This is a genomic window from Virgibacillus sp. MG-45 (assembly GCF_036409425.1).
Classification (GTDB): domain Bacteria; phylum Bacillota; class Bacilli; order Bacillales; family Amphibacillaceae; genus LDC-1.
In genome coordinates, this window is record NZ_JAXOFU010000010.1 from 105,231 (window position 1) to 128,507 (window position 23,277).

Annotated in this window: 21 protein-coding genes and 2 riboswitches; of the genes, 3 read left to right on the forward strand and 18 right to left on the reverse strand. The window is 40.0% G+C overall.

All coding sequences use genetic code 11. The annotated features are described in order from the left end of the window. Positions 1-149: 149 nt before the first annotated feature. The 9 genes from purN to SPK86_RS12130 form a co-directional block, all read right to left on the reverse strand. Positions 150-725, reverse strand: coding sequence for a phosphoribosylglycinamide formyltransferase (purN, locus tag SPK86_RS12090; RefSeq protein WP_330949470.1), 576 nt, complete (start codon positions 723-725; stop codon positions 150-152). After that, entirely contained in the window at positions 719-1,738 is a 1,020-nt protein-coding gene (purM, locus tag SPK86_RS12095; RefSeq protein ID WP_284141361.1) for a phosphoribosylformylglycinamidine cyclo-ligase, read from the reverse strand. Before purM ends, purN begins: the two co-directional genes overlap by 7 nt. 24 nt (positions 1,739-1,762) lie before the next feature. Continuing rightward, positions 1,763-3,130, reverse strand: coding sequence for an amidophosphoribosyltransferase (purF, locus tag SPK86_RS12100; protein ID WP_330949471.1), 1,368 nt, complete (start codon positions 3,128-3,130; stop codon positions 1,763-1,765). Positions 3,131-3,151: 21 nt separating this feature from the next. Further along, a complete protein-coding gene (gene purL / locus SPK86_RS12105) occupies positions 3,152-5,371 on the reverse strand; it encodes a phosphoribosylformylglycinamidine synthase subunit PurL (RefSeq protein WP_284141359.1) in 2,220 nt (739 codons plus the stop codon). Positions 5,372-5,434: 63 nt separating this feature from the next. Then, a complete protein-coding gene (gene purC / locus SPK86_RS12110) occupies positions 5,435-6,154 on the reverse strand; it encodes a phosphoribosylaminoimidazolesuccinocarboxamide synthase (protein ID WP_330949472.1) in 720 nt (239 codons plus the stop codon). A gap of 39 nt (positions 6,155-6,193) precedes the next feature. Next, positions 6,194-7,486 (reverse strand): adenylosuccinate lyase, encoded by a 1,293-nt coding sequence (purB, locus tag SPK86_RS12115; RefSeq protein WP_330949473.1) that lies wholly within the window; start codon positions 7,484-7,486, stop codon positions 6,194-6,196. After that, a complete protein-coding gene (gene purK, locus SPK86_RS12120) occupies positions 7,483-8,613 on the reverse strand; it encodes a 5-(carboxyamino)imidazole ribonucleotide synthase (RefSeq protein ID WP_284141356.1) in 1,131 nt (376 codons plus the stop codon). The genes purB and purK overlap by 4 nt, the downstream gene beginning before the upstream one ends. Next, the gene (purE, locus tag SPK86_RS12125) at positions 8,600-9,091 is read right to left on the reverse strand and encodes a 5-(carboxyamino)imidazole ribonucleotide mutase (protein WP_330949474.1); all 492 of its coding nucleotides are present in this window, start codon (positions 9,089-9,091) and stop codon (positions 8,600-8,602) included. The genes purK and purE overlap by 14 nt, the downstream gene beginning before the upstream one ends. A gap of 182 nt (positions 9,092-9,273) precedes the next feature. Continuing rightward, positions 9,274-9,373: riboswitch (purine riboswitch) on the reverse strand. Positions 9,374-9,503: 130 nt separating this feature from the next. After that, complete coding sequence (locus tag SPK86_RS12130; protein ID WP_330949484.1) at positions 9,504-10,139, reverse strand: DUF2179 domain-containing protein; 636 nt, start codon at positions 10,137-10,139, stop codon at positions 9,504-9,506. A gap of 149 nt (positions 10,140-10,288) precedes the next feature. Here SPK86_RS12130 and SPK86_RS12135 point away from each other — a divergent pair, with 149 nt between their 5' ends. After that, complete coding sequence (locus SPK86_RS12135) at positions 10,289-10,723, forward strand: Hsp20/alpha crystallin family protein (RefSeq protein WP_284141354.1); 435 nt, start codon at positions 10,289-10,291, stop codon at positions 10,721-10,723. 122 nt (positions 10,724-10,845) lie between these two features. On the opposite strand, the gene SPK86_RS12140 is transcribed toward SPK86_RS12135, so the two are convergent. After that, positions 10,846-11,574, reverse strand: a complete 729-nt coding sequence (locus tag SPK86_RS12140; protein WP_330949475.1) for an MOSC domain-containing protein — start codon at positions 11,572-11,574, stop codon at positions 10,846-10,848. A gap of 106 nt (positions 11,575-11,680) precedes the next feature. On the opposite strand from SPK86_RS12140, the gene msrA reads away from it, so the two are divergent. Together msrA and SPK86_RS12150 are read left to right on the forward strand one after the other, a co-directional pair. Continuing rightward, on the forward strand, positions 11,681-12,235 hold the full coding sequence (gene msrA / locus SPK86_RS12145) for a peptide-methionine (S)-S-oxide reductase MsrA (protein ID WP_284141352.1): 555 nt from the start codon (positions 11,681-11,683) through the stop codon (positions 12,233-12,235). Positions 12,236-12,347: 112 nt separating this feature from the next. Beyond that, the gene (locus SPK86_RS12150) at positions 12,348-13,511 is read left to right on the forward strand and encodes an MFS transporter (RefSeq protein WP_330949476.1); all 1,164 of its coding nucleotides are present in this window, start codon (positions 12,348-12,350) and stop codon (positions 13,509-13,511) included. Positions 13,512-13,556: 45 nt separating this feature from the next. Here the strand turns inward: SPK86_RS12150 and SPK86_RS12155 are convergent, their stop codons facing one another. The 8 genes from SPK86_RS12155 to SPK86_RS12190 all read right to left on the reverse strand — a co-directional run bounded on the left by SPK86_RS12155 (position 13,557) and on the right by SPK86_RS12190 (position 23,139). Then, complete coding sequence (locus tag SPK86_RS12155; protein ID WP_284141350.1) at positions 13,557-14,888, reverse strand: NCS2 family permease; 1,332 nt, start codon at positions 14,886-14,888, stop codon at positions 13,557-13,559. 134 nt (positions 14,889-15,022) lie between these two features. Then, positions 15,023-15,124, reverse strand: a riboswitch (purine riboswitch). 197 nt (positions 15,125-15,321) lie between these two features. After that, on the reverse strand, positions 15,322-16,197 hold the full coding sequence (locus SPK86_RS12160; protein ID WP_330949477.1) for an RNA polymerase sigma-70 factor: 876 nt from the start codon (positions 16,195-16,197) through the stop codon (positions 15,322-15,324). A 13-nt stretch (positions 16,198-16,210) separates the two neighbouring features. Next, complete coding sequence (locus SPK86_RS12165) at positions 16,211-17,410, reverse strand: NAD(P)/FAD-dependent oxidoreductase (RefSeq protein WP_330949478.1); 1,200 nt, start codon at positions 17,408-17,410, stop codon at positions 16,211-16,213. A 276-nt stretch (positions 17,411-17,686) separates the two neighbouring features. Then, on the reverse strand, positions 17,687-19,405 hold the full coding sequence (locus SPK86_RS12170) for an ABC transporter ATP-binding protein (RefSeq protein ID WP_284141347.1): 1,719 nt from the start codon (positions 19,403-19,405) through the stop codon (positions 17,687-17,689). After that, the gene (locus SPK86_RS12175) at positions 19,398-20,138 is read right to left on the reverse strand and encodes a MerR family transcriptional regulator (RefSeq protein WP_284141346.1); all 741 of its coding nucleotides are present in this window, start codon (positions 20,136-20,138) and stop codon (positions 19,398-19,400) included. Before SPK86_RS12175 ends, SPK86_RS12170 begins: the two co-directional genes overlap by 8 nt. 277 nt (positions 20,139-20,415) lie before the next feature. Beyond that, positions 20,416-20,685: an ATP-binding cassette domain-containing protein gene (locus tag SPK86_RS12180; protein ID WP_284141345.1), complete on the reverse strand. Its 270-nt coding sequence runs from the start codon at positions 20,683-20,685 to the stop codon at positions 20,416-20,418. 627 nt (positions 20,686-21,312) lie between these two features. Continuing rightward, positions 21,313-22,848 carry a glutamine-hydrolyzing GMP synthase gene (gene guaA / locus SPK86_RS12185; RefSeq protein ID WP_284141344.1) on the reverse strand — a complete coding sequence of 512 codons (1,536 nt, stop codon included), beginning with the start codon at positions 22,846-22,848 and terminating at the stop codon, positions 21,313-21,315. A gap of 24 nt (positions 22,849-22,872) precedes the next feature. Then, on the reverse strand, positions 22,873-23,139 hold the full coding sequence (locus SPK86_RS12190; RefSeq protein ID WP_330949479.1) for a hypothetical protein: 267 nt from the start codon (positions 23,137-23,139) through the stop codon (positions 22,873-22,875). Between the last annotated feature and the right edge of the window lie 138 nt (positions 23,140-23,277).

The following is a 23,277-nucleotide window of genomic DNA, read 5'->3' on the forward strand; positions in this document are numbered from 1 at the left end:
ATATAATAGTTATAATTCCGTTACATTTCACGAAAGCAGGACGCATACACAGCAGGCATACGCCTGTATCTGTCCTAGCTTCTCCTGGCTTGCTTCTTCAAGTAATAGTAGCCATACAGTTGAATAAATCCGGCCAATTAATTGCATTGCTATTTATTCGTACACGAATGGAGTAACAGATTAATTGTTTTCGGATACAAGCGATGCTCGACTTGATGTATTTTTTGTGTGAGTAAATCGAGCGTATCCTCTGGTGAAATAGCGACCGATTCCTGTGCAATAATCGCTCCCGTATCGATTCCTTCGTCAACGAAGTGAATGGTCACACCTGTTGTTCTCACTTTTCTATCCCATGCCTGACGAATTGCATCCTTACCCGGAAACGCCGGAAGCAGGGATGGATGAATATTAATAATCTTACCTTCATATGCTTCAAGTAGAATATGACCTATTATTCGCATATAGCCCGCCAGAAAGATCCATTCTATTTTTTCTTCGTGTAGCTTCTCTACGAGCATCTGCTCATAGTCTTGCTTTGATAAAAAACGTGTTGGATCAAATTGGATTGTTCTTAGCTGGAAATGACGTGCTTTCTGAACAACCTCGGCCTCCGCACGATCGCAAACGAGCATACAAATGTCACAGGCAAGCGTTGATTCCATCAAGGCTTGAAAATTACTGCCTGTTCCAGAAGCAAACACAGCAGCTTTCGGTTGCTTTACCACTGTATTTGAACCCCCTCTTTTTCGATCACTTCGCCGATAATAGCTGCAATTTCACCTTCTGTCTGTAAGCATTCTACTACGTTTTGCGCTACCGACTTATCGACAACAACTGCCATACCGATTCCCATATTAAAGACCCCAGCCATTTCCTCTAAAGAAAGATTTCCTCTTTGTTGAATATATGTAAATATGTCTGGCAGCTGCCAAGAGGAAGCATCTAGCTTTACTCCTAAGCCTTGTGGCAGCATACGAGGGATATTTTCATAAAATCCGCCACCAGTAATGTGTGAAATCCCTTTTATCGTAGTTATTTTTGCAATAGCTGCAATTTGCTTTGCATAAATTTTTGTTGGGGTAAGCAAAATCTCGCCTAACGTTTTTTCAAAGCCTTGTGGAATTGCTTGAAGATTACTTTCTGCCAATACTTTGCGTACAAGAGAAAATCCATTCGAATGAAGCCCGCTCGATGGTAAGCCAATTACTAGATCACCGATAGTGATGGCATCTCCTGTAATCAGCTTTGATTTTTCAGCAATACCTACCGTAAACCCTGCAAGATCATATTCATCCGCTTCATACATTCCCGGCATTTCTGCTGTTTCACCACCAATAAGGGCAGCACCTGCTTGTATACAACCATCCGCAATTCCAGCAACAAGCTGCTCTATTTTTTCGGGATTATTTTTCCCACACGCTATGTAATCAAGAAAGAATAAAGGCTGTGCTCCTTGTGCGATAATATCGTTTACACACATTGCTACAAGGTCAATGCCAACGGTGTGATGAATATTCATTTCCATTGCAAGCTTTAATTTTGTTCCTACGCCATCTGTTCCAGTTACAAGTACTGGCTCACGGTAGGAAAAACCACTTAAATCAAACAACCCAGCAAAGGCACCAATTCCCCCGAGAACCTCTGGTCTTGTTGTTTTTGCAATATGCTTTTTCATTCGCTCAACCGCTTCATAGCCCTTTTCTACATCAACGCCCGCATCTTTATATATATTCGACATTCTCTTCACACCTCAGCCCTTTTATTATTGTTGCTTCCACGTTGTTTGCAGCTGTTTTTCCACCACTGGATAATTCCCAGTAAAGCACGCTGTACAAACGCCTTGATGAATTGTCCGATCCTTTACAATTGCGCGTTCTAAGCCTTCTGGACTTAAATAAGCTAGGCTGTCAGCACCTATTTTTTTGCAAACTCCCTCTAGTGAATAGTTAGCGGCAATTAATTCCTGCTTCGTGGACATATCAATCCCATAGTAACAAGGGTTTTTTACTGCTGGAGAAGCAATTCGTACATGCACCTCTAGCGCACCTGCTTCCTTAAGCATGCGGACAATTCTCATACTCGTCGTTCCTCTAACAATGGAATCATCGATCATAACGATGCGTTTTCCTTCCACAATGCTGTGCAGTGGTGATAGCTTCATTTTGACCCCTTGCTCCCGCAGTGTCTGCGAGGGTTTGATAAATGTTCGCCCTACATACCGATTCTTAATAAGACCCATTTCATATGGAAGACCACTTTGCTCCGCATAACCAATTGCAGCAGAAATACTTGAATCAGGTACACCTGTTACGACATCAGCATTTACTGGCGCTTCCTTTGCCAGTTCCATTCCCATGCGCTTCCTAGAAGCGTGAACATTCACATAATTCAAGTTGCTATCTGGTCGTGAAAAATAAACATATTCCATCCCACATAGCTTGCGTTGCTCACGAATCGCAAAGCGGTTCGATTCGATACCTTCATCACTTATCGTTAAAATTTCTCCTGGTAATACTTCACGTTCAAAAGTTGCACCAATAATATCAAACGCACATGTCTCAGATGCAACAACATAGCCTTCACCAAGCCTACCTATCGACAATGGCCGAATACCATGTGGATCAAGGGCAACGTAGAGCCTTTCTTCAGATAAGACGATAAAAGCATAAGCTCCAATCATTTTCTCTAACGCATCAGCAAGAGATGCAACAGTAATTGCATTGCCATTCCGTTTAATCAGATGTGCAAGAAGCTCTGTATCTGCCTTTGTTTGAAAAATACTGCCTTCGTTTTCTAGTTCGCCACGAAGCTGATGTGCATTCATGACATTACCGATATGCGCGAACGCCATACTCCCAGACTGAGAATGAAAGAGATGGGGCTGAACATTATCTAGCCCGCCATCCCCGTTTACAATATAATGAACATGACCAACTGCTGCGCGTCCGCTAAGCCGCTCAAATTGGGCACGACTAAATACATCATTTACTAATCCAACTTCTTTATGCAGCTTTAGCTGTTGCCCATCACTCGTTACGATGCCAGCCCCATCTTGCCCACGATGCTGCAGGGCATGAAGCCCGTAATACGTAATTTCTGCCGCATTTTCATGTCCCCAAATCGCAAACATTATCCATGCCCCACTTTTGTTTTATTTCAGCTTTGCTGGAATAGCTTCTCGCCATAGCTTGCTGAGCGTTTTAACCTCTTCTTCAATGACTGTCTTACCATTCACCTTTACAATCATTCTTGAATCATCCGTTACATACCCAATATGCTGTCCATTCTCAAGCAATGTCTCAAACTGTTCCTTATGCTCGCGTTTTACTGTTACAACAAAGCGTGACTGGCTTTCACTAAATAATTGTGTTGTACTATCACCTACTAGCTCTACCTCGAGTCCGAGCTCTTTTTTAGAAAACACGCTTTCTGCTAGCGCAACAGCTAGCCCTCCTTCTGACAGATCATGTGCAGAAGAGACAATTCCTGCTGCAATGGCTTGTAAAAGCTGTTCTTGACGTTTTCGCTCTACTTCCAAATCTAGTATTGGAGCTCTCCCAGCATATTTTCCTTCCAACACAAATTGAAGCTCACTACCACCAAACTCAGGTTTCGTTTCACCAATTACGTAAATAAGATCGCCTGCCGTCTGAAAATGACTCGGAGTAATATGATCTAATGAGGTATATAGACCAACCATGCCAATAATCGGTGTTGGAAAAATTGCTTTTCCTTTTGATTGATTATATAAAGAAACATTTCCACTAATAACTGGCGTACCAAGCATGTCACATGCCTTACTAATACCAGCTACACTTTTTTCCATTTGCCAAAATACTTCTGGATTCGTTGGGTTTCCGTAGTTCAGCCCATCGGTTAGTGCGAGTGGCTTCGCTCCTGAAGCTACAAGATTCCTTGCTGCCTCTGCTACCGCAATACTTCCCCCTACCTCTGGATCAAGGTAAATATACCGTGAATTACAATCGGTTGTTATTGCAATTGCTTTTTCACTATCAGCTATTTTCACTACTGCTGCATCTGATCCCGGCCCAACCATTGTTTGCTGCTGTGCTTCTGAATCAAATTGTGAATACGCCCATTCCTTCGATGCGATCGTCGGTTGCTGCAAAAGCGTACGCAGCATTTCTGCAGGGTTATCAACCTTAGGAAGAAAAGCAGGCATTGCTTGAAACTCCTGATAATAAGTCGCTTCCTTTGCAGGTAATTCATAAACAGGTGCATCCTCCGCTAAGGCGTCAACTGGGATATCCGCCATCATTTCTCCGTGTTGGATAATGCGAAATGCTTTTTCCGCGATTACTTTACCAACTACGACTGCAGACACATCATGCTTAGAGAAAATATCGATAATCTCTTGCTCTCTCCCTTTTTTCACTACAAGCAGCATACGCTCCTGCGATTCAGAGAGCATGAGCTCATATGCGGTCATATTCTTTTCACGCTGCGGAACGAGGTCCAAATTCATTTCAATTCCGGTACCTGCCTTACTTGCCATTTCACTTGCTGACGAAGTAAGTCCTGCTGCCCCCATATCTTGCATTCCAATTAATGCGTCCGAATGAATCGATTCCAAACAGGCAGAAATTAACCGCTTCTCTAGTTCTGGATTACCAATAGCAACGGCAGCCTGATTGGTCTCTGCTTCTTCTCCTAAATCATCGGAAGCAAATGTAGCCCCATGGATACCATCTCGGCCCGTGTCTCCTCCGGCATATATGACAAGGTTGCCAACTCCTGCTGCAATTCCTTTTTGCACTTCATCATGCTGAAGTAAGCCGACCACCATCGCATTCACTAATGGATTTTCCTCATAGCACGTATCAAATTGAATTTCACCACCAACAGTTGGAACCTCAATTGTATTTCCATAATGGGCAATCCCACGTACTACTTCTTGAAAAAGCTCTCTGGTTCGCGTGGAATCTAAACTGCCAAAGCGTAAGGAATTCAAGGCTGCAATTGGCTTTGCTCCCATTGAAAATACATCACGAACAATGCCGCCTACTCCAGTCGCAGCGGCTTCAAATGGCTCCACAGCGGATGGATGATTATGACTCTCCACTTTAAATACAACTGCTTGGTTATCTCCAATATCAACGACTCCAGCTCCTTCACCTGGACCTTGTAAAACGTGTGGCGCTTTTGTCGGGAACTTGCGCAGCAAAGGCTTTGATGTTTTATAGCTACAATGCTCTGACCACATGACTGAAAAAATTCCTACTTCCGTATAATTGGGTTGTCGCTTTAGAATCTCTTTTATCCGATGGAACTCTTCATCACTTAAGCCCATCTCACGATACAAGCCTTCTTTTTCAACTTCCTCTGCACTCGGTACATGCATTGTTTTCATCGTCGTCCCCTCCAATATTCGTTGTAATTTCCTAGAAAAAAACCTACAAGCTGTTGCCCACCTTTACACACTGACATAATTGGTTAGTCGTTCAAGCACTTGCTCATATACCTGGATTAGATCTCCTGTTCCTTGTCTAAATACGTCCTTATCTAGCTTTGCCTCTGTATCTTTATCCCAAAGGCGACACGTGTCTGGCGAAATTTCATCCGAAAGAATAATACGTCCATTTGACAACCGCCCAAACTCTAGCTTAAAATCTACTAACGTTAGATTAATAGATTGAAATAACAAACGAAGTGAAGTATTAATCTCAAATGCTTTCACTTTGATTTCATGAAGCTCAACAGAAGTAAGATCTGTTAAAAACTTTGCATGTTCATCATTGATTAGCGGATCGTTCAAGTCATCATTTTTGTAATATAGTTCTACTAATGGCGGAGAAAATACTTCTTTTTCTCTTAACCCAAGTCGTTTTACAATACTCCCTGCCGCTATATTGCGCACAACAATCTCAAGTGGAACAATCTCCGTTTTATGAACAAGCTGCTCTGTCTCATTTAATTTTTTAATAAAGTGACTTTCTATTTCTTGCTCCGCTAAGTAGGAAAAAATCGTTGCAGCAATTTCGTTATTTAAACGTCCCTTCCCTGGAAATACGTCTTTTTTCTTCCCATTAAAAGCGGTCGCATCATTTTTATATGATAATACGAGCTGTGCTTCATTACCTGAAGCTTGGTAAACCTTTTTTGCTTTTCCTTCATAAAGAAGCGCTGCTTTCACTTCACATCACCTCATTCACTTTATCGATAACTAAGCTCATTACAGTCCAATCCGTTCAAAAATCGCATCCACATTTTTCAAATGGTATGTGTAGTCAAAGCATGCATCAATTTCTGCTTGAGAAAGCAATTCGGTTATTTCCTTATCCTGTTCTACTAGCTCTTTAAAATGTGTTTCGGACTCCCAAGCTTGCATTGCTTTCGACTGGACAATATCATATGCCGTTTCTCGTACCATTCCTTTGTCAATAAGCGCTAAGAGCACACGCTGCGAAAAAATAACCCCGTGCGTTTTATCAATATTACGCTTCATATTTTCTGGAAACACGGTTAAATTTTCTAAAATATTACCAAATCGATTTAACATATAATTTAAAGCAATCGTTGCATCTGGTAAAATTACGCGCTCTGCAGAGGAATGTGAAATATCCCGCTCATGCCATAGAGCGACATTTTCATAGGCAGTAACCATATAGCCACGAAGCACACGAGCCATTCCAGTCATGTTTTCAGACCCGATTGGATTTCGTTTGTGCGGCATTGCCGAGGATCCTTTTTGACCTTTTCGGAATTGCTCCTCAACCTCACGTGTTTCTGTTTTTTGCAGGCCGCGTATTTCAGTCGCAAATTTCTCGATGGAGGTCGCAATTAATGCAAGCGTTGATACATATGCTGCATGACGGTCACGCTGCAACGTTTGTGTTGAAACAGGTGCAGGCGATAATCCTAGCTTTGAACAAACATACTTTTCCACAAATGGATCGATGTTTGCATAGGTTCCAACTGCTCCAGAAAGCTTTCCAAATTCAATATTTTTTGCGGCTAATTCAAAGCGTTCCAGGTTACGCTGCATTTCCTCATACCATAGCGCCAGCTTTAGCCCAAATGTGGTTGGCTCTGCGTGTACGCCATGGGTTCTTCCCATCATGACAGTATGCTTATGCTCCATTGCTCGCTGCTTTAATATGTCAATGAAACGATGTAAGTCTTTACGAATAATGGCATTTGCCTGCTTTAAGATAAAGGATAGTGCGGTATCCACTACATCCGTTGATGTTAAACCGTAATGCACCCATTTTCTTTCTTCACCTAACGTTTCAGAAACGGCGCGCGTGAATGCCACAACATCATGTCTTGTTTCCTGTTCAATTTCATAAATTCGTTCCATCTGAAAGGAGGCATTCGCTCGTAGCTTTTTAACATCATCACTTGGAATGACCCCGAGCTCACTCCATGCTTCACAGGCAAGCACTTCTACCTCAAGCCATGCCTTAAATTTATTCTCCTCCGTCCAAATTGCTCCCATTTCTTCTCTTGTATAACGTTCAATCATTGTATTTCCTCCTCCAACATGCTTAGCTGCTCATTTAATTGTTCCACTGTATCTGCAATAAAGGTAATATGCCCCATTTTTCGTTTTCTTTTCGCCTGTGCCTTTCCATAAAGGTGGATAAAGCCATCCGAGAGCTGTGGCATTACAGAAACAACTTTATCCATTGCTTCTCCAAGAATATTCACCATAACCGCACACTGCAAAGGCTGAACAGGAATGAGTGGCAAGCCACAAATAGCACGAACATGCTGGCTGAATTGTGAAATATTACAGCCTTCGATGGTATAATGCCCAGAATTATGTGGACGTGGTGCCATTTCGTTCAGAAAAATCGTCTCACCTTCCACAAACATTTCAATCGCAAATGTGCCAACAATATCCATTGCTTCCGCAAGCTTTCGTGTTGCTGCATATGCCTGTTCTTTTACTTTATCGCTCACATTCGCAGGAGCAATCGTCTTATGTAAAATATGTGTTCTATGCTCATTTTCAGCAAGTGGGAAAAACGTAATTTGTCCCGTAGTTCCACGAGTGAAAATAACCGAAATTTCTTTATCAAAGCGAATCCACTGTTCAACGATGCAATGCTGATGCTTTTCAGCAAATGCCGCCGCTTTTTCTTTATCAGCAAGTTCTTCCACAAGGAGCTGCCCCTTGCCATCATACCCTCCATGACAAGTTTTAATAACAGCAGGGAGTGGAACATGCTCAAAAGCGTTTTGGCATTCTTCCGCATTCGTAACAATCGCAAAGCGCGGTACAGGTAGTCCTAGCTGTTTCATAAATTGCTTTTCCTTTTCCCTGTTTTGCGTGATTTCTAAAGGGTACGCGCCTTGTGGGAGCTTTCCTTTCTTCACCATATAAGTAGCTGCATGAAGATCAACATTTTCAAATTCATACGTGATAACATCACTCTGTCTTGTTAGCGCGCTGATTGCATCCATATCATCATAAGCTGCCTCTATTTGTTGATCAGCAATTTGTGCTGCAGGACAATTTGGCGTCGGATCTAATACAACAATGCGATAGCCCATTTGTTTTGCTGCAATAGCCATCATTCTGCCAAGCTGTCCCCCACCTACGATTCCGATTGTTTGTGGTGGTAGAATATGCTTAATTTGTTGCAAGCTGCTCCCTCATTTCCGTTACCTTTTCTTCCATGCGCTTTCGTTGCGATAACAGACGCGCTGCAATTGCTTCATCATAGGTCCCAAGAATCTGTGCTGCGAGAATTGCCGCATTTATTGCCCCTGGTTTCCCAATCGCTACCGTAGCAGTTGGCACACCACCAGGCATTTGCACAATGGAAAGCAAGGAATCAAGTCCTTGAAGTGATGTACTTTGCACAGGCACACCGATTACAGGAAGTGTCGTTTGTGCCGCCACCATTCCAGGAAGATGTGCAGCACCTCCTGCGCCAGCGATAATTACCTTTAACCCCTGTTCTCGAGCAGAGGTAGCATAAGAAAACATATCATTCGGCGTCCGATGTGCGGAAATGATTTCTTTCTCATATGAAATGTCGAGCTCATCCAAGACCTGGCACGTATGCTTCATCGTTTCCCAATCTGAAATACTCCCCATGATCACACCAATTAAAGCCATAAGATCCCCTCTTTCATGTATTAACGCATATCAACATGTTAATGTTATGAAATTCTGATTCACTCCATTAAAAAAGCCTATTCGTCTCCCCAACTTACATGAGAGAAGACGAATAGGCGTAACGCCATAACGAAAAACATGCCGTCAGCAAAACAGGCTACATAACATTGTATAAGAGCCAGATTTCCTTCATCTTCCCTCATAGTCCAGCATTTACGGTGCTAGGTAGAGACTATCGGGCCATATCCCCGAAATTATATGAGGTACCGTATTCTTTTATCGGGTTAAGCATAACAAAGAGCAACATCGAGTGTCAACAGAAAACGAACATTTTTACAATAAAATTTTATAACGTTCGGATTTTGAGCTCTACGATAAAAAAATCTTCTTTTTACACATTTTTAAATTCCGATCATTTGGGATTGCTTTCACTTTGATTAGCATGAATCGTCTGTGCTTCAGTTGCTGCGCCAGAAGCGTTTCCTTTCTCTGCTTCCCGCCGTTTCACTTGAAAAAGTTTTCCTTTGCGAACCTGCTTCACCCAAAATCCACCATGTATTTGCTTTGGCTCATAAGCAATAATAAATGCCTTTGCATCGATTTGCTTTATCGTTTCATATAGCTTTAGCTCATATTTTCTTGGAGTTAAAATTTGCATGGCGAGTCGATCCCCATCCATACCATAGGCAAACCAGCTCGTGACACCATAGCCCTTATCCCGTAATTTCCGAGTAAAGTCAATGTCTGGGTTGGATGAAATAACGTTCACCGTAATATATCCAAGGGCAAGCTTTTCTTCAATTTTGGAACCAGCAATAACACCGAGACCATAACCAAGCGCGTATGCGACTAAATTTTGAATTTCATTTAAATTGTCTAATACGAGCCCTAATCCTAGCACATAAATGACGACTTCAAACATACTTATAAAGGCAGCAATATACCGCCGGCCCTTCATTGTTAAAATCATACGAATGGTAAAAAATGAAACGTAGACAATGTTAATAATCAAAATTATCGCGACCATCACATATGCATTACTTAGCAACATGTGCACCTCCTTATGCTCGTATTCTATTAGAATAACGTATTTTTTCATTTGGCGAAACGAAAATTTATCCGTTTTAGGCAATCACCTATTCCCGAAAGAAAGCATACACTATAGTAAACCTAATATGGAATCAGCGAGGTGATGGAATGGATCCTTTTCAACAAATGAATGATTGGAAAAAGAGCATGGATCATTTTTTTAGTGATTCATTTTGGAATCAGTTTGAAGGAATTGTTAAGCCTACTATACCCCAATTTAATATGTATCAATCTGATCACGAGCTATATTGCATTGTAAGTATTCCTGGTTTAGAATCAATCGATCATATTGATATTTATGTAGACTATGCAACATTAGAACTGAGAGGAGCGATTGAGATTAGCCCTCACGGTGAAAAAGCAGTAAAAGAAGAAATTATGCAAGGTGTGTTTGAACGAAGTATACAGCTTCCATTTCCTGTGCGCGCTGACAAGATTTCAGCAACCTATCGAGACGGATTAGTTCATATTAAGCTACACCGCTTGATATCTGATTCAAGTAGGCGAAACAAAGTCAATGTTCGCTTGTTAGACGATGAATAATATAGTTATTCCTATAAAGTAAAACTCTATCTGCGGAAGGTACTGCAAGTTACAAGTTACATGTAGAATAAAAATACAACCACACCGAAATGGAATGGTTGTATTTTTTATTTCCTTATTCTTTAATCAGGGCGATTGGCATCTTGTCCATTTGGACCGTACACACGTTTTTTTGTCGATGATTCCTTCCCATTCAAACGTTTGTTTAAGGACGTTCGCCAATTTTCTGCGAGCAGCTCACAATGCGATAATTCATATGCTAAGTGAAGCTCCTCTTTCCTTACATACATAATTTCATTGCAGGCGGCGATCGTCCACTCTGGATAAGGCCTATCAATCAATTCTAGATCAATTCCTGAGATTACATGGCCTTCTTCTAGCACACGAAAATACCAGCCGGTTCGACCACTATTTTGAATGCGCAAGGCCAGGTCAATCAGCTTAAACCTTCTTGCCGGCTTCCAGCAGGGGCGACGGGGTTGCGATACTTGAATAATCGCATCCCCAAAACGGTACGTATCGCCAATACAAACCGTAAATTCATCCATCTCTAACACTGCAAGATTTTCACCCATTGCCCCCAAATCGATATCGGTCCTGTTTAGCTCTTGCTGCCAAGCTGCATAGTGCTTAATCGGATAAGCAAAAACAGCTTTTTCCGGGCCTCCATGATTCATCTTATCTGCTACTTCATCGCCAGCTAATCCAGTTTTGCCTAACCAGAGCTGGTTTTCTTCTGCTTCTTTAAACATGCCCGTTTCCCAAGGACGCTCCATTCGATCCGTTGCCGCTTCGCTTCCGAGTGAGCGCACCTTTCCAGTAAAAATCTTATGTACAAACGGTTCGTTCATTCTATCACTTCCATTTTAATTTATGATAAAATTAGTTCACTATCTATCATTCTACTGTAATTAAGCCTTACTTTCATTACTTATTGAAGGAAAAGAGGAAAATACATTGAATACATTAAAAAAAGCGACATTTGCAGGCGGATGCTTTTGGTGCATGGTTAAGCCCTTTGATCAATGGGACGGTGTTCATCAAATCATTTCGGGATATACAGGTGGACATATTGAAAACCCAACCTATGAAGATGTAAAGCAAGGAAACACTGGCCATTATGAAGCAGTTGAAATTCTGTATGATGAAGCCATCATTTCCTATGAAGAAATTCTAGAAATATATTGGCGACAAATCGACCCGACAGATGACGGCGGGCAGTTTCATGATCGCGGTGATTCCTATCGGACAGCGATTTTTTATCATGATGAAACACAGAAAAAACAAGCTGCGGATTCCAGACTAGCACTAGAAAATAGCAAGCTATTTTCCAAGCCTATTGTCACGAAAATTCTTCCAGCACAGCCGTTTTATGTGGCGGAAGATTACCACCAAGATTTTTATAAAAAGAATCCAACCGAATATGAGGCCGATCGTGCAAAATCAGGACGAGATTCATTTATTGATGATACGTGGAGAACCTCTAATAAAAAGGATACGCATTCAAGTTAGCACTTGAATGCTTTTTGTTTTCAAAAATTATCGTACGTTGTTATCATCGAATTTTCCACAAACTAATAGTATAATAAGCTCTAATGACTCTAAACAGATTAGGAGCGACAACATGCCTCAAAAAGAATCATTACTTCCATTAAAAATGCTATTATTCAGCTTTCATGCTACAAATACTATCATTTTGAGCTTTCTACCATTATATTTACGCTATAAAGGACTAAATGGCACGGAAATTGGCTGGGTGCTTGCCGTAGGTCCACTCGCGTCTATTTTTTCTCAGCCGTTCTGGGGCTACATGAGTGATAAATATAAAACGGTGAAACGCATGCTGTTAATATGCGTATTCGGTCTATTAATCAGTTCGGTGCTTTTCTTTCAAATGAACAGCTTAGTAGCAATTCTAGTCATGGGAGCTATCTTCTACTTTTTCACCACACCAATTGGTGCACTCGGAGATAGCCTTGCCCAGCGTCGTGCCGATGACCTTAACGTATCCTTTGGCACGATTCGTATGTGGGGATCTATCGGATTTGCGACCTCTTCCCTTCTCATTGGTGAGTTTTTAGCAAGAGTTGGTGTCCAATATATGATCTGGCCGTATTTAGCATTTGGTCTTATGGCACTTTTCGTTGTGTTCCGTCTCCAGGATGTTAAAGTAGACGCAGACCCTGTGCAGCTAAAGGATGTCGGATTACTAGTTAAAAATAAACCCTTCGTTTTCTTTATGCTATTATTAATGCTGCTCGCGATTTCCCACCGTGCGAACGATAGCTTTATCGGGCTTTATATCGCCCAGCTCGGTGGCAGCGAAGGGCTCGTTGGCCTTGCCTGGTTTGTCGGCGTATCAAGTGAAGCAATTGTATTTGCATTTGCTGGCTTTTGGTTTCGTAAATATCGCCCACTCTTTTTTATCATCGTTGCCGGTGTCTTATATAGTATTCGGTGGTTTTTATATGCAGCTGCAGACGATGCAGCTTACATTATCGCGCTTCAATTCTTGCATGGATTAACCTTTGGTGTGTTTTATACAGCATCCTTGGATTATGTGACACGACTCATCCCGAAACTCTTACAGTCTACAGGGCATCTTATATTTTATGCCGTGTTTTTCGGAATATCAGGTATTATCGGATCGCTCGTAGGTGGTGCACTCATTGATTCGTTCGGTGGATCAACCCTTTACATGGTTATGGGCTGGCTCACAACTGTAGGTACGATTTGTTTCTTTATCTATCATAGTGTCACCTATGGCAAAAAAGCCGCATCACATTAAGCACAAAAAAACTTCCACTACATTCGTGGAAGTTTTTTTCATTGTCTATGATAAGAAGATAAAGTACAAAATAAAGATTACAAATAGAAAGTACATGACAGGATGAACTTCTTTCACACGTCCTTTTAGGATCATTGTGATTGGATAGAAAATAAAGCCAATCGCAATACCTGTTGCAATACTATATGTTAAAGGCATTGCAATAATTGTTAGGAAAGCTGGTACCGCAATTTCGAATTGATCCCAATCAATGTTCTTCAAGGACGAAGACATTAAGACACCTACAATGATTAATGCCGGAGCCGTTACTTGTGGTGTTACAACACTAAGCAATGGCGAGAAGAATAGCGCCAACAGGAAGAATCCCGCTGTGACGATGGCAGTGAATCCAGTTCGTCCACCAGCACCAACACCCGCAGTTGATTCCACATAAGATGTCGTTGTAGATGTTCCAACAATCGCACCTGTTACCGTTGCTGCTGAATCAGCAAATAGTGCTTTACCAGCACGTGGAAGCTTATTATCCTTCATTAATCCAGCTTGTGTTGCAACTGCAACAAGCGTACCTGCCGTATCAAAAAAGTCAACGAATAAAAACGTTAAAATAACAACAAGCATTTGTAAAGTGAACACTTCACCAAAATGAGAGAAAGCTTGCCCAAATGTAGGTGCTAAGCTCGGAACTTCACCAACAATACCAGATATGCCATTTGGCGGATCGATTAACCCAGCAAACATACCTACAATAGCGGTTAAGATCATTCCGTAAAAAATACCGCCTTTAATTCCTAGTGCTAATAAAATAACCGATACTACAATTCCAAAGATAGCAAGCAATGTTGTCGATTGAGATAGATCACCGATTGCTACTAATGTAGCTTCATTTCCAACAATGATACCTGCATTCTGAAAGCCGATAAAAGCAATGAACAAACCAATTCCAGCCCCAACTGCCATTTTCAAATTAGATGGGATGGCATTAATAATTTTTTCTCGCAAGCCGGTTAACGTTAAAACAATAAAAATAAGACCCGAAACAAGCACACCAGCTAAAGCAGTTTCCCACGGAATTCCGTAGCCTAGCACAACCGTATATGCGAAAAAGGCATTCAAACCCATCCCAGGTGCAAGTGCAACTGGATACTTCGCAATAATCCCCATGAACAATGTACCAACAGCAGCTGCAATCGCAGTAGCGGTAAACACTGCTCCCTGATCCATCCGCGTCATTCCCTCAGGAAGATCGATCCCAGCAAGCGACAACGTGGATGGATTGACGAACAAAATATATGCCATAGCAAGGAAGGTTGTCATTCCCGCCATAAACTCTGTTCGATAATTGGTGCCAAACTTTTCAAACTCAAAATACTTTTTCATGATGATATCCTCCTCGTTTTTTAGGAAAAAGTAAAAAAGCACACCAGACCTTTTGTGGCCAAGTGCGCTACCGATAAACAAAGCAGGAAAAAGAATCAAAAGCAAATCGCAGCATAGGCAATATGTGCGATGCTTTATCCTTATTTACACTGCGTAGTCGGACCATTTACGGTGGTTCGGTAGAGACTTATGGGCCATATTCCCCAAATTATACGCAAACATATTCAATTGAACTAACGTATGCTGTTATTCTACTATCGATTTCACTTTCCGTCAACAAAAACCGAACTATTTTTACATTATTTTATTTAATGTTCGATTATTAGTGATATTAGGTAGCAATTTCATCTATTAAACTCTTTTTTTTTAAGCGTTTATATTTTCCTATCTCTAACGAAATATCTGTATCGTGGTTGTAAAAAGTAATCATTATTTACTGGGTATTCATTTTTTTAATGCCATTTAACTTATCCGGATTCCGTACTAAATAGATATTGGAGATAGCATTATTCTTGATGTGAAACAACACGACACTATCAATATATTTATTTATTCGTATTATAAGCCCATACTGCCCATTTATATTTGTTCTTTCAATGTGCAAAGCTTCATCACTTTTAGATACTTTACGATATAGGCCAATAAGAAAGCTGGCAACGTTTTTGCTGGATTTGATAGGCTGAACAGCGGCAGTAACCTTTCCGCCTCCATCGGCGATCAGCACAACATCTTCTGCTAGCATAGATATAATTTCATCTACATTATCCTGTTCTATTACCCTAAGGAATCTATTAATCCATTGTCTACTAGCTGTTTCCGATTGAATGTTTAACTCAGTGGGTACTCCTAATTTTTCTCGCGCACGACTGTTTATTTTTCGGCAATTCACTTCACTTTTATTAACAATACTGGAAATTTCATTATACTTAAACCCGATTGCCTCATGTAGTACGAACACGGCTCTTTCTTCAGGAGATAATCTTTCTAACATTACGAGTACAGCGTAAGCTAACTGCTCATCACGAATAACCGCTTCAGAGGTTTGATCTTCCAAGGTAACAATCGGTTCAGGAAGCCATTCACCAATGTACTGCTCTTTCCGATGTCGTGCACTTTTCAGTAAATCCTTACAGCGATTTGTTACCATTTTACATAGGTATGCCCTGGGTTCATCCAGTCGGTCTCGATCCAAATCATTTAATTTCAGAAAAGTATCTTGCACAACATCTTCTGCATCTATTGCTGAACCTGTCATTTGATAAGCAAGTGAAAAGAGCAATCCTTTATATTCCTTATATAGTTCTTTCACCTCACCACCCCATTCAATTCTCATTACTTTCTTTAATTAGACTAGCGGAATTCCATGTCCACTTTCTTATTTGCCACCCAAGCTTCCCTGTTAATATAATGTCTAATCCCCATTTACGTACCCATGCCATCCCATCCCGTGGTCCTAACCCGAAACAGAAAAATTCAACAAAGCTTTTATGACTAGGTGCCCGCCCTCCTTCAAGATCAGCCAATAAAATTTTTGCGAGTCTTTCAGCTTGGGCAATCGCTTCCTTACATGTCTTCCCATCTTCCAAGCCAGTTAAAGGGTCCACAATCCTGGCACAATCACCAATACTATACACATATTGAGTACCTTGAACACGATAGCATTCATCTACCATAACGTGACCTTCTGAATTAGTTGGTAGACCTAAGTTGTTCACAAGGGAATTAGGTATCTGTCCCAGAGTCCATATACAAAGTCCTGCTGATAGCTGCTCTCCGTTTGATAATGTCAGTATACCATTTTTCTCCTTCATTACTTTTGTTCCGTGTATGACCGTAATTCCAAGATTCAAAAGTTTATTTTCTAGCTTCTCGCTCACTTTTTCTGGTCCATTTGGAAATAATCTATCTTTCGAATTGAATAGATATATGCTTACTAGGCTAGGATCAAACCCTGACTGTTTAACTAATTCTTGAACGGAATACGCCAGTTCAGCTGAAGTTTCTATTCCGCTTAAACCAGCTCCAGCCACAGCAATTGTACATAGCCTTTGACGTTCTATTGCATTCGTTTCTGTTAATGCTTTTTTGACATTCGTTTGCCATATGTGCCGGATTTTCACGGCATCGTCAACACAAGATAAAGCTATTCCACCTTTTGAAGAATCTGGTTTTTTTACAACACTCCCGACTGCCGACACAAGAAGATCGTAGTTCATTTCATCTTCATTTCCATTGGAATCTATATATAGGATACTTTTTACATTTGAATTTATTTTAGTTACAGTTGCCTGAACAATCTCAATTCCATTAGGAAACAATCTGGTCAGTGGGACAGTAATTTCATTTTTGTTTACTGCGGGTTTAAAAAGTAATACCTTTCGCAAGTGGTAAGAATTCTTGTCAATTAATACAAGCCTTAATCGCCGTCCACCGATTACTTCCTTACATAATTTTTGAATGCTTTTAATTGCATTAATACCAGCGTAGCCTCCACCAATTACGATACATGTCAATTCCTTCATACTCATCTCTCCCTATTTTCTTTACAGATATAACGAAATAGGAAGTGATATTGTGACACCAATCATATAGAAAAGTAATCTAACTTATGTGCTACTGGAGATTCATCCCTTAAATGTGAACTAATTACCTTCTAAAATAAAAAACCCCTAACACTCTTTCAAGCGTTCAAGGGGATATACTTTATTATCTATTTATTACTCTGTAATACGGTGCCCGCGATATGAGTAAATACGATTTTATATAGTAACTTTTAATTCAAATTACATGATCATGCATTATATAGCATCTGTCGTCATTAGTTTAATTAACTGTTTATAGTAAAGGTGATTTTCCTGAAGCTCCTCATGTTTTCCACAACCGCTTATGCGCCCATCCTCAAACACTAGAATTTGATCAGCATGGGTAATTGTTGATAATCGGTGTGCAATAATAATTGTTGTACGACCTTTCATTACTTGATCAATTGCCTTTTGCACTTCTCTCTCTGAATCATTATCAAGGTTAGATGTTGCTTCATCTAATAGTAATATCGCGGGATCTCGAAATAGTGCACGTGCTATCGCAATCCGCTGCCTTTGCCCGCCTGATAACTTCATTCCTCCTTCGCCCACCTCTGTATCTATCCCTTTTTCAAATTGTTGGACAAAATCCCATGCATAAGCATTTTTTAATGCTCGTATTATATCCGATTCTAATATTTCACTTTCTCCATAAGCTACATTGTCTCGAATTGTTCCATTCATAAGAGGCGCTTCTTGGGATACGTAGCCAAATAAGCTGCGCCACTGTTTTAAATCAATACTTTCAATAGGCTGTTTTCCAAATCGAATCGTACCATTTGCTACATCATAAAATCGTTCTATTAATGAAAATATTGTAGTCTTCCCTCCTCCACTGGAGCTAACCAATGCAGTCGTTTTTCCTGCTGGAATTGTAAAGGAAATATCTTTTAAAAGAGGTGTCTCATTGTATTGAAATGCAACATTTTCAAAAACAATCGATTCATCAGATGAGGAAATGGCAGTCTTTCCTTGTCCTTCAATTGGTTCGTTCAAAATATCCTGTAATCGTTCTGTTGCCCCCATCGCTTTTTGAAGTGCAGTAAAAAATGTTGCCATTTGCGTAAATGGAACTATAATTTGCACGAGGTAAATCATAATCGCGACCAATTCACCTGCTGAAATTGCACCTGTCGCTACCTTTGCACCGCCATATCCAAACAATAAAATGAGTACAACCATCATGATGAACGTCATAATTGGTGATAGAACAGCTAAAATTTTTGCTTCCTTCAATCCAAATTGATACAAATGATGAATTTTTTCTTCTCCATTTTTCTTCTCAAAACATTCTGTTTGCGAGGTTTTCACTAATCGAATATTCGTTAACACACGCCCCAACTGACCAGAAAAGCTAGCAAGCTCATCTTGATTTGCTGACGCAATCTTATGCATACGTTGTCCAAGAGGTAGTATCAATAAAATCGCTACCGGAACTGCAATTAGCATGAGCAGTGTCATTTTCCAATCAATGATGATTAATATGATTACTGCTCCCACAATAGCAAACATGCCAGAAATAAAACTAATCAGATGGTCTGTAATAAGCTCCTTAATTACATTGGTGTCTTGGGTAATTCTACTCATTGTTTCTCCAGACTCATGTGCATCAAAGTATGGAACACGTAATTGTAAAACATGTGCCCATACCTTTCCTCGCAAGTTAGCCACTATTCTTTCCCCAAGCTTACGCATCATATAAAACGTTACTCCACTCATTAAAGCTTGGGAAATTAAAAATACACCTACTAATAAAATGGACTGCAATGAAAAGCCAATCGTTGAGAAATTATTAATCATTCTCATCGTCACTAAAGGAACAGCCAATCCAATAAGTGTTTCAAAAATGCTTAGTAAAAAAGTGCCTATCGTAAGCTTTTTCGATAATCGATGGCTATTAACAAGCTTCCATATTCCTCTTACAGAATTATTCATCCTCTGTACCTCCCAGTCCGAACCTTTCAGCCTGCGAAATTAACCACTCTTCCTCTTCTTTTGTAAAGGGCGACGGAAACAACCATTCATCCATTTTAATATCCTCATATTCTTTTAATGCATCTACCAATTCAACTAAAATATCCTGTGGAATTAGTGAAAAAAACTGCTCGATTAACGACTTCAAATACTCATCTTTTACCGGTTGAATGTAAGCTTTCTTCAGTTGATTTGCTAAGTGTATGTATTGTTGATTTGATTCAATAATATTCATTTCAAAAAAATCATATATGCGCTGGACTAACTCTTCAGGTAAGATACTTTTTAAATATTCCCTCTGCTCATCCTCTTTTAGCAAATTAAAAATTACCGATAAATAAAGTGACGTATCAATTACTTCACTGCGTTTCCCTATTTCAATCGCCTGGTCCAGGCTCGCAATGACACGTTCAATTTGGTTTCGCTTTTTCTCTAGTTGGAGCTTTTGAAACATAAATGATTCTATTAACTGCTGATGCTCCTCATTACTTAATATCTCCTCAATGTCCTCAAGTGAGTAATCTAGATATTTTAGTGTCACTATTTTTTGAATGGTTTCAATGCTATCGTCATTATAATAACGATGACCTGCATCTGAAATAAAACAGGGTTTTACTAATCCCTTTTCACTATAAAATCGCAATGCTCGTACAGTTAGCCCTGTCTTTTTTGCAAAGTCTCCAATTGTATACATATTTTCACCCTCCTTTTCTTAAGTATAATATCTACCGTTACGTCAGATGCAACTACTTTCATAAGGTTTTTAAAATAAAACCTTGTTTCCTTATGATAAGGTTCACCTCACTTCACTCCAACACTTGACATAGATCCAATATTTTAGAGCCTAAAAAAATGGTGCCCAATACCTGGCACCATTTTTTAATTGGTTATGCATAATAAACTTTAAAGGTTATCACTCTTCCGACGCCTTTTCAGCACTATCACGCTCAAACCACACTAGTAACCCATTTTCAAAATTGGAAGCGAAAATCTGCTAATTTACTTTTACTTTTACTCTTCTTTAAAATTTCTTCATCGTCGTATGTGATTACACCCTCACTTGGCTTGTCTAAAGTACCGATAAGACTTAACAAGGTAGATTTTCCCGAACCCGATGGACCAATAACAGCGGTGAATTCCCCTTTTTCAAATCCCAAATCAACATGTTGTAATGCTATCGTTTTTGTTCCGTCCCCTTCATAGTGTCTCTTAAGACTAGTACATTTTATATGTTTAATCACTACTATTCCCCCTTATACTAGAATTGATTTTCTCACGTTTTTCTCGTTTAGCAGCGTATTATTCAAAACATTAATATGCTTTATATAATTGCTGAATATAATATTGCCATTCTCATCAATAAGTACACCGCGAGGTACATTTCTTATAATATATAAAGAAGTAATCTGATTGGACCTAATATAAATAGTATTATTATCATCAATCAATAAATTTAAGTATATTAATTAAACCCTAAAACCCTATTTAAAATTAGCTAAGTATTTCGAATTTTTATTATACCATTTTTGAAGCGTCTATATCAGGTTGTATAAAAACTCCTAGTGTGTCTTTCATGGTTGGTGAATTATATTGTATCTTGCATAAGTTTAGTCAATTCACCGTGGACAAAGTTAATATTCAGCTGCTCATTTTGACTTACTTTAGTTCCAATAGGAATAAATAACGCATCAAATAAAGTACCTAAAGATCCCATTTCCTGTCAATGCTTCTTTTCCCGTATCATAAATGTCCACACTGCGAATTATTTCAATCGCATTCAACTACTATTCGTCAACGATCAAATCTATTTAGTAGCGCAAAAAAGAGCTTGAAAACCCATTAAATAAAGGTTTTCAGCTCTCCTTCTACTACTCCCACTCAATCGTCGCAGGCGGCTTCGACGTTACGTCATACACCACCCGATTAATATGAGCTACATCGTTGACGAGACGGGTTGAAATTCTTTCTAGTACATCCCATGGGATTCGAGCCCAGTCAGATGTCATGCCGTCAATCGATGTTACCGCACGAATGCCAATTGTGTAATCATACGTTCTTGCATCACCCATCACACCAACGCTTCGGATATTCGGAAGCACCGTAAAGTACTGCCAAATATCGCGGTCAAGACCAGCAGCGGCAATTTCTTCGCGAAGAATTGCATCTGATTCACGGACTATTTCCAGCTTTTCTTCTGTTACCTCTCCAAGCACACGAATTGCAAGACCTGGACCTGGGAACGGCTGACGCCATACAATATGATCTGGAATTCCAAGCTGACTTCCAAGCTCTCTTACTTCATCCTTGAATAAAGTGTTTAGTGGCTCGATTAATTGGAATTGCATATCCTCTGGTAATCCACCAACATTATGATGGGACTTGATTGTTTGCGCAGTTTCCGTTCCACTTTCAATAATATCCGTATAAAGTGTTCCTTGTGCTAGGAAGTCAATATCCTTTAACTTCGCTGCCTCATCATCAAACACATAAATAAATTCGTTGCCGATTATTTTACGTTTTTTCTCTGGATCGTCTACGCCTTTTAGCTTTGAAAGGAAGCGATCTTTTGCATCTACCTTAATAACACGCATATGGAAATCATCACCGAATACTTTCATCACTTCGTCCGCTTCATTTTTGCGTAGTAAACCATGATCAACAAAAATACATGTAAGCTGATCGCCAATTGCTTTATGGATAAGTACCGCAACAACAGATGAATCAACACCACCACTTAATGCACATAATACTTTGCGGTCGCCGACTTGTTCTTGAATTTTCTTGATTTCCATGTCGATGAAGTTTTCCATTGTCCAGTCGCCAGCGCATTGGCATACATCAAATACAAATTGGCGGAGCAAGTGATTGCCGTATTCTGAATGACGAACCTCTGGATGGAATTGTACTCCATACAATTGTTTTTCCGTATTGCTCATTGCCGCAATTGGTGTAGAAGGACTCGTTGCATCGACACGGAAAGTCGCAGGCGCTTCTACAACTTTATCACCATGGCTCATCCATACCGTTTGCTGCTTTGGAGTGTTATCAAATAAAATTACATCTTCTTTTACATCAATTAGTGCTTTTCCATATTCGCGGTTTTTCGCTTTTTCTACTTTTCCACCATGATGCAGCGCCATTAGTTGCATCCCGTAGCAAATTCCTAACACTGGAATGCCTAGGTCAAAAATAGCTTCATCTGGACGAAAGCTATTTTCATCGTAAACACTGTACGGGCCACCAGATAGAATGATTCCTGTTGGATTGATTTTCTTTATTTCTTCCGCTGTTAGCTTGTGGGAATGAAGCTCACTATACACACCAAACTCACGAATCCTTCTTGTAATTAATTGATTATATTGGCTGCCAAAATCGAGAACTAAAATCATTTCGTTGTTGTCCATTGTATTGCTCCTAACTGAATGTATTTATAAAATAAATGAAACTATGTTAGCCATTTGTACCTCTTTCATAATGTGTAAATCACGCTGTTTCCGATAATTTTCGAAGCGCTTGGCTTCAACGTCTTCTTGATCAACTAAAGGAAGTTTGCCGATCGACTTTGGGGAGTTCTTGATCGAGTTTAGGCTGTTCTTGATCGTTTGAGCGCTATTCTTGATCGAGTTCGGCCATTTCGTGATCGTTTCAGCCCAATTCTTGATCGTTTCACCCGATTCTTGATCGAAATCAGCCATTTCTTGATCGTTTCACCCAATTCTTGATCGTTTCAACCCAATTCCTGATCGAATTCAGCCATTTCTTGATCGTTTCAGCCCATTTCTTGATCGAATTCGGCCATTTCTCGATCGTTTGAGCCCGATTCTTGATCGAAT

Coding starts and splice junctions, on each gene's coding strand:
- purB (WP_330949473.1), bottom strand. CDS start 7,486: ATGATTGAACGTTATACAAGAGAAGAAATGGGAGCAATTTGGACGGAG.
- purL (WP_284141359.1), bottom strand. CDS start 5,371: ATGAAAACAATGCATGTACCGAGTGCAGAGGAAGTTGAAAAAGAAGGC.
- purF (WP_330949471.1), bottom strand. CDS start 3,130: ATGTTTGCGATTTGGGGACATGAAAATGCGGCAGAAATTACGTATTAC.
- SPK86_RS12155 (WP_284141350.1), bottom strand. CDS start 14,888: ATGAAAAAGTATTTTGAGTTTGAAAAGTTTGGCACCAATTATCGAACA.
- SPK86_RS12165 (WP_330949478.1), bottom strand. CDS start 17,410: ATGAAGGAATTGACATGTATCGTAATTGGTGGAGGCTACGCTGGTATT.
- SPK86_RS12175 (WP_284141346.1), bottom strand. CDS start 20,138: ATGTATACAATTGGAGACTTTGCAAAAAAGACAGGGCTAACTGTACGA.
- SPK86_RS12150 (WP_330949476.1), top strand. CDS start 12,348: ATGCCTCAAAAAGAATCATTACTTCCATTAAAAATGCTATTATTCAGC.
- purE (WP_330949474.1), bottom strand. CDS start 9,091: ATGGCTTTAATTGGTGTGATCATGGGGAGTATTTCAGATTGGGAAACG.
- guaA (WP_284141344.1), bottom strand. CDS start 22,848: ATGGACAACAACGAAATGATTTTAGTTCTCGATTTTGGCAGCCAATAT.
- SPK86_RS12140 (WP_330949475.1), bottom strand. CDS start 11,574: ATGAACGAACCGTTTGTACATAAGATTTTTACTGGAAAGGTGCGCTCA.
- SPK86_RS12190 (WP_330949479.1), bottom strand. CDS start 23,139: ATGGCTGATTTCGATCAAGAATCGGGTGAAACGATCAAGAATTGGGCT.
- SPK86_RS12170 (WP_284141347.1), bottom strand. CDS start 19,405: ATGAATAATTCTGTAAGAGGAATATGGAAGCTTGTTAATAGCCATCGA.
- purM (WP_284141361.1), bottom strand. CDS start 1,738: ATGTCGAATATATATAAAGATGCGGGCGTTGATGTAGAAAAGGGCTAT.
- SPK86_RS12135 (WP_284141354.1), top strand. CDS start 10,289: ATGGATCCTTTTCAACAAATGAATGATTGGAAAAAGAGCATGGATCAT.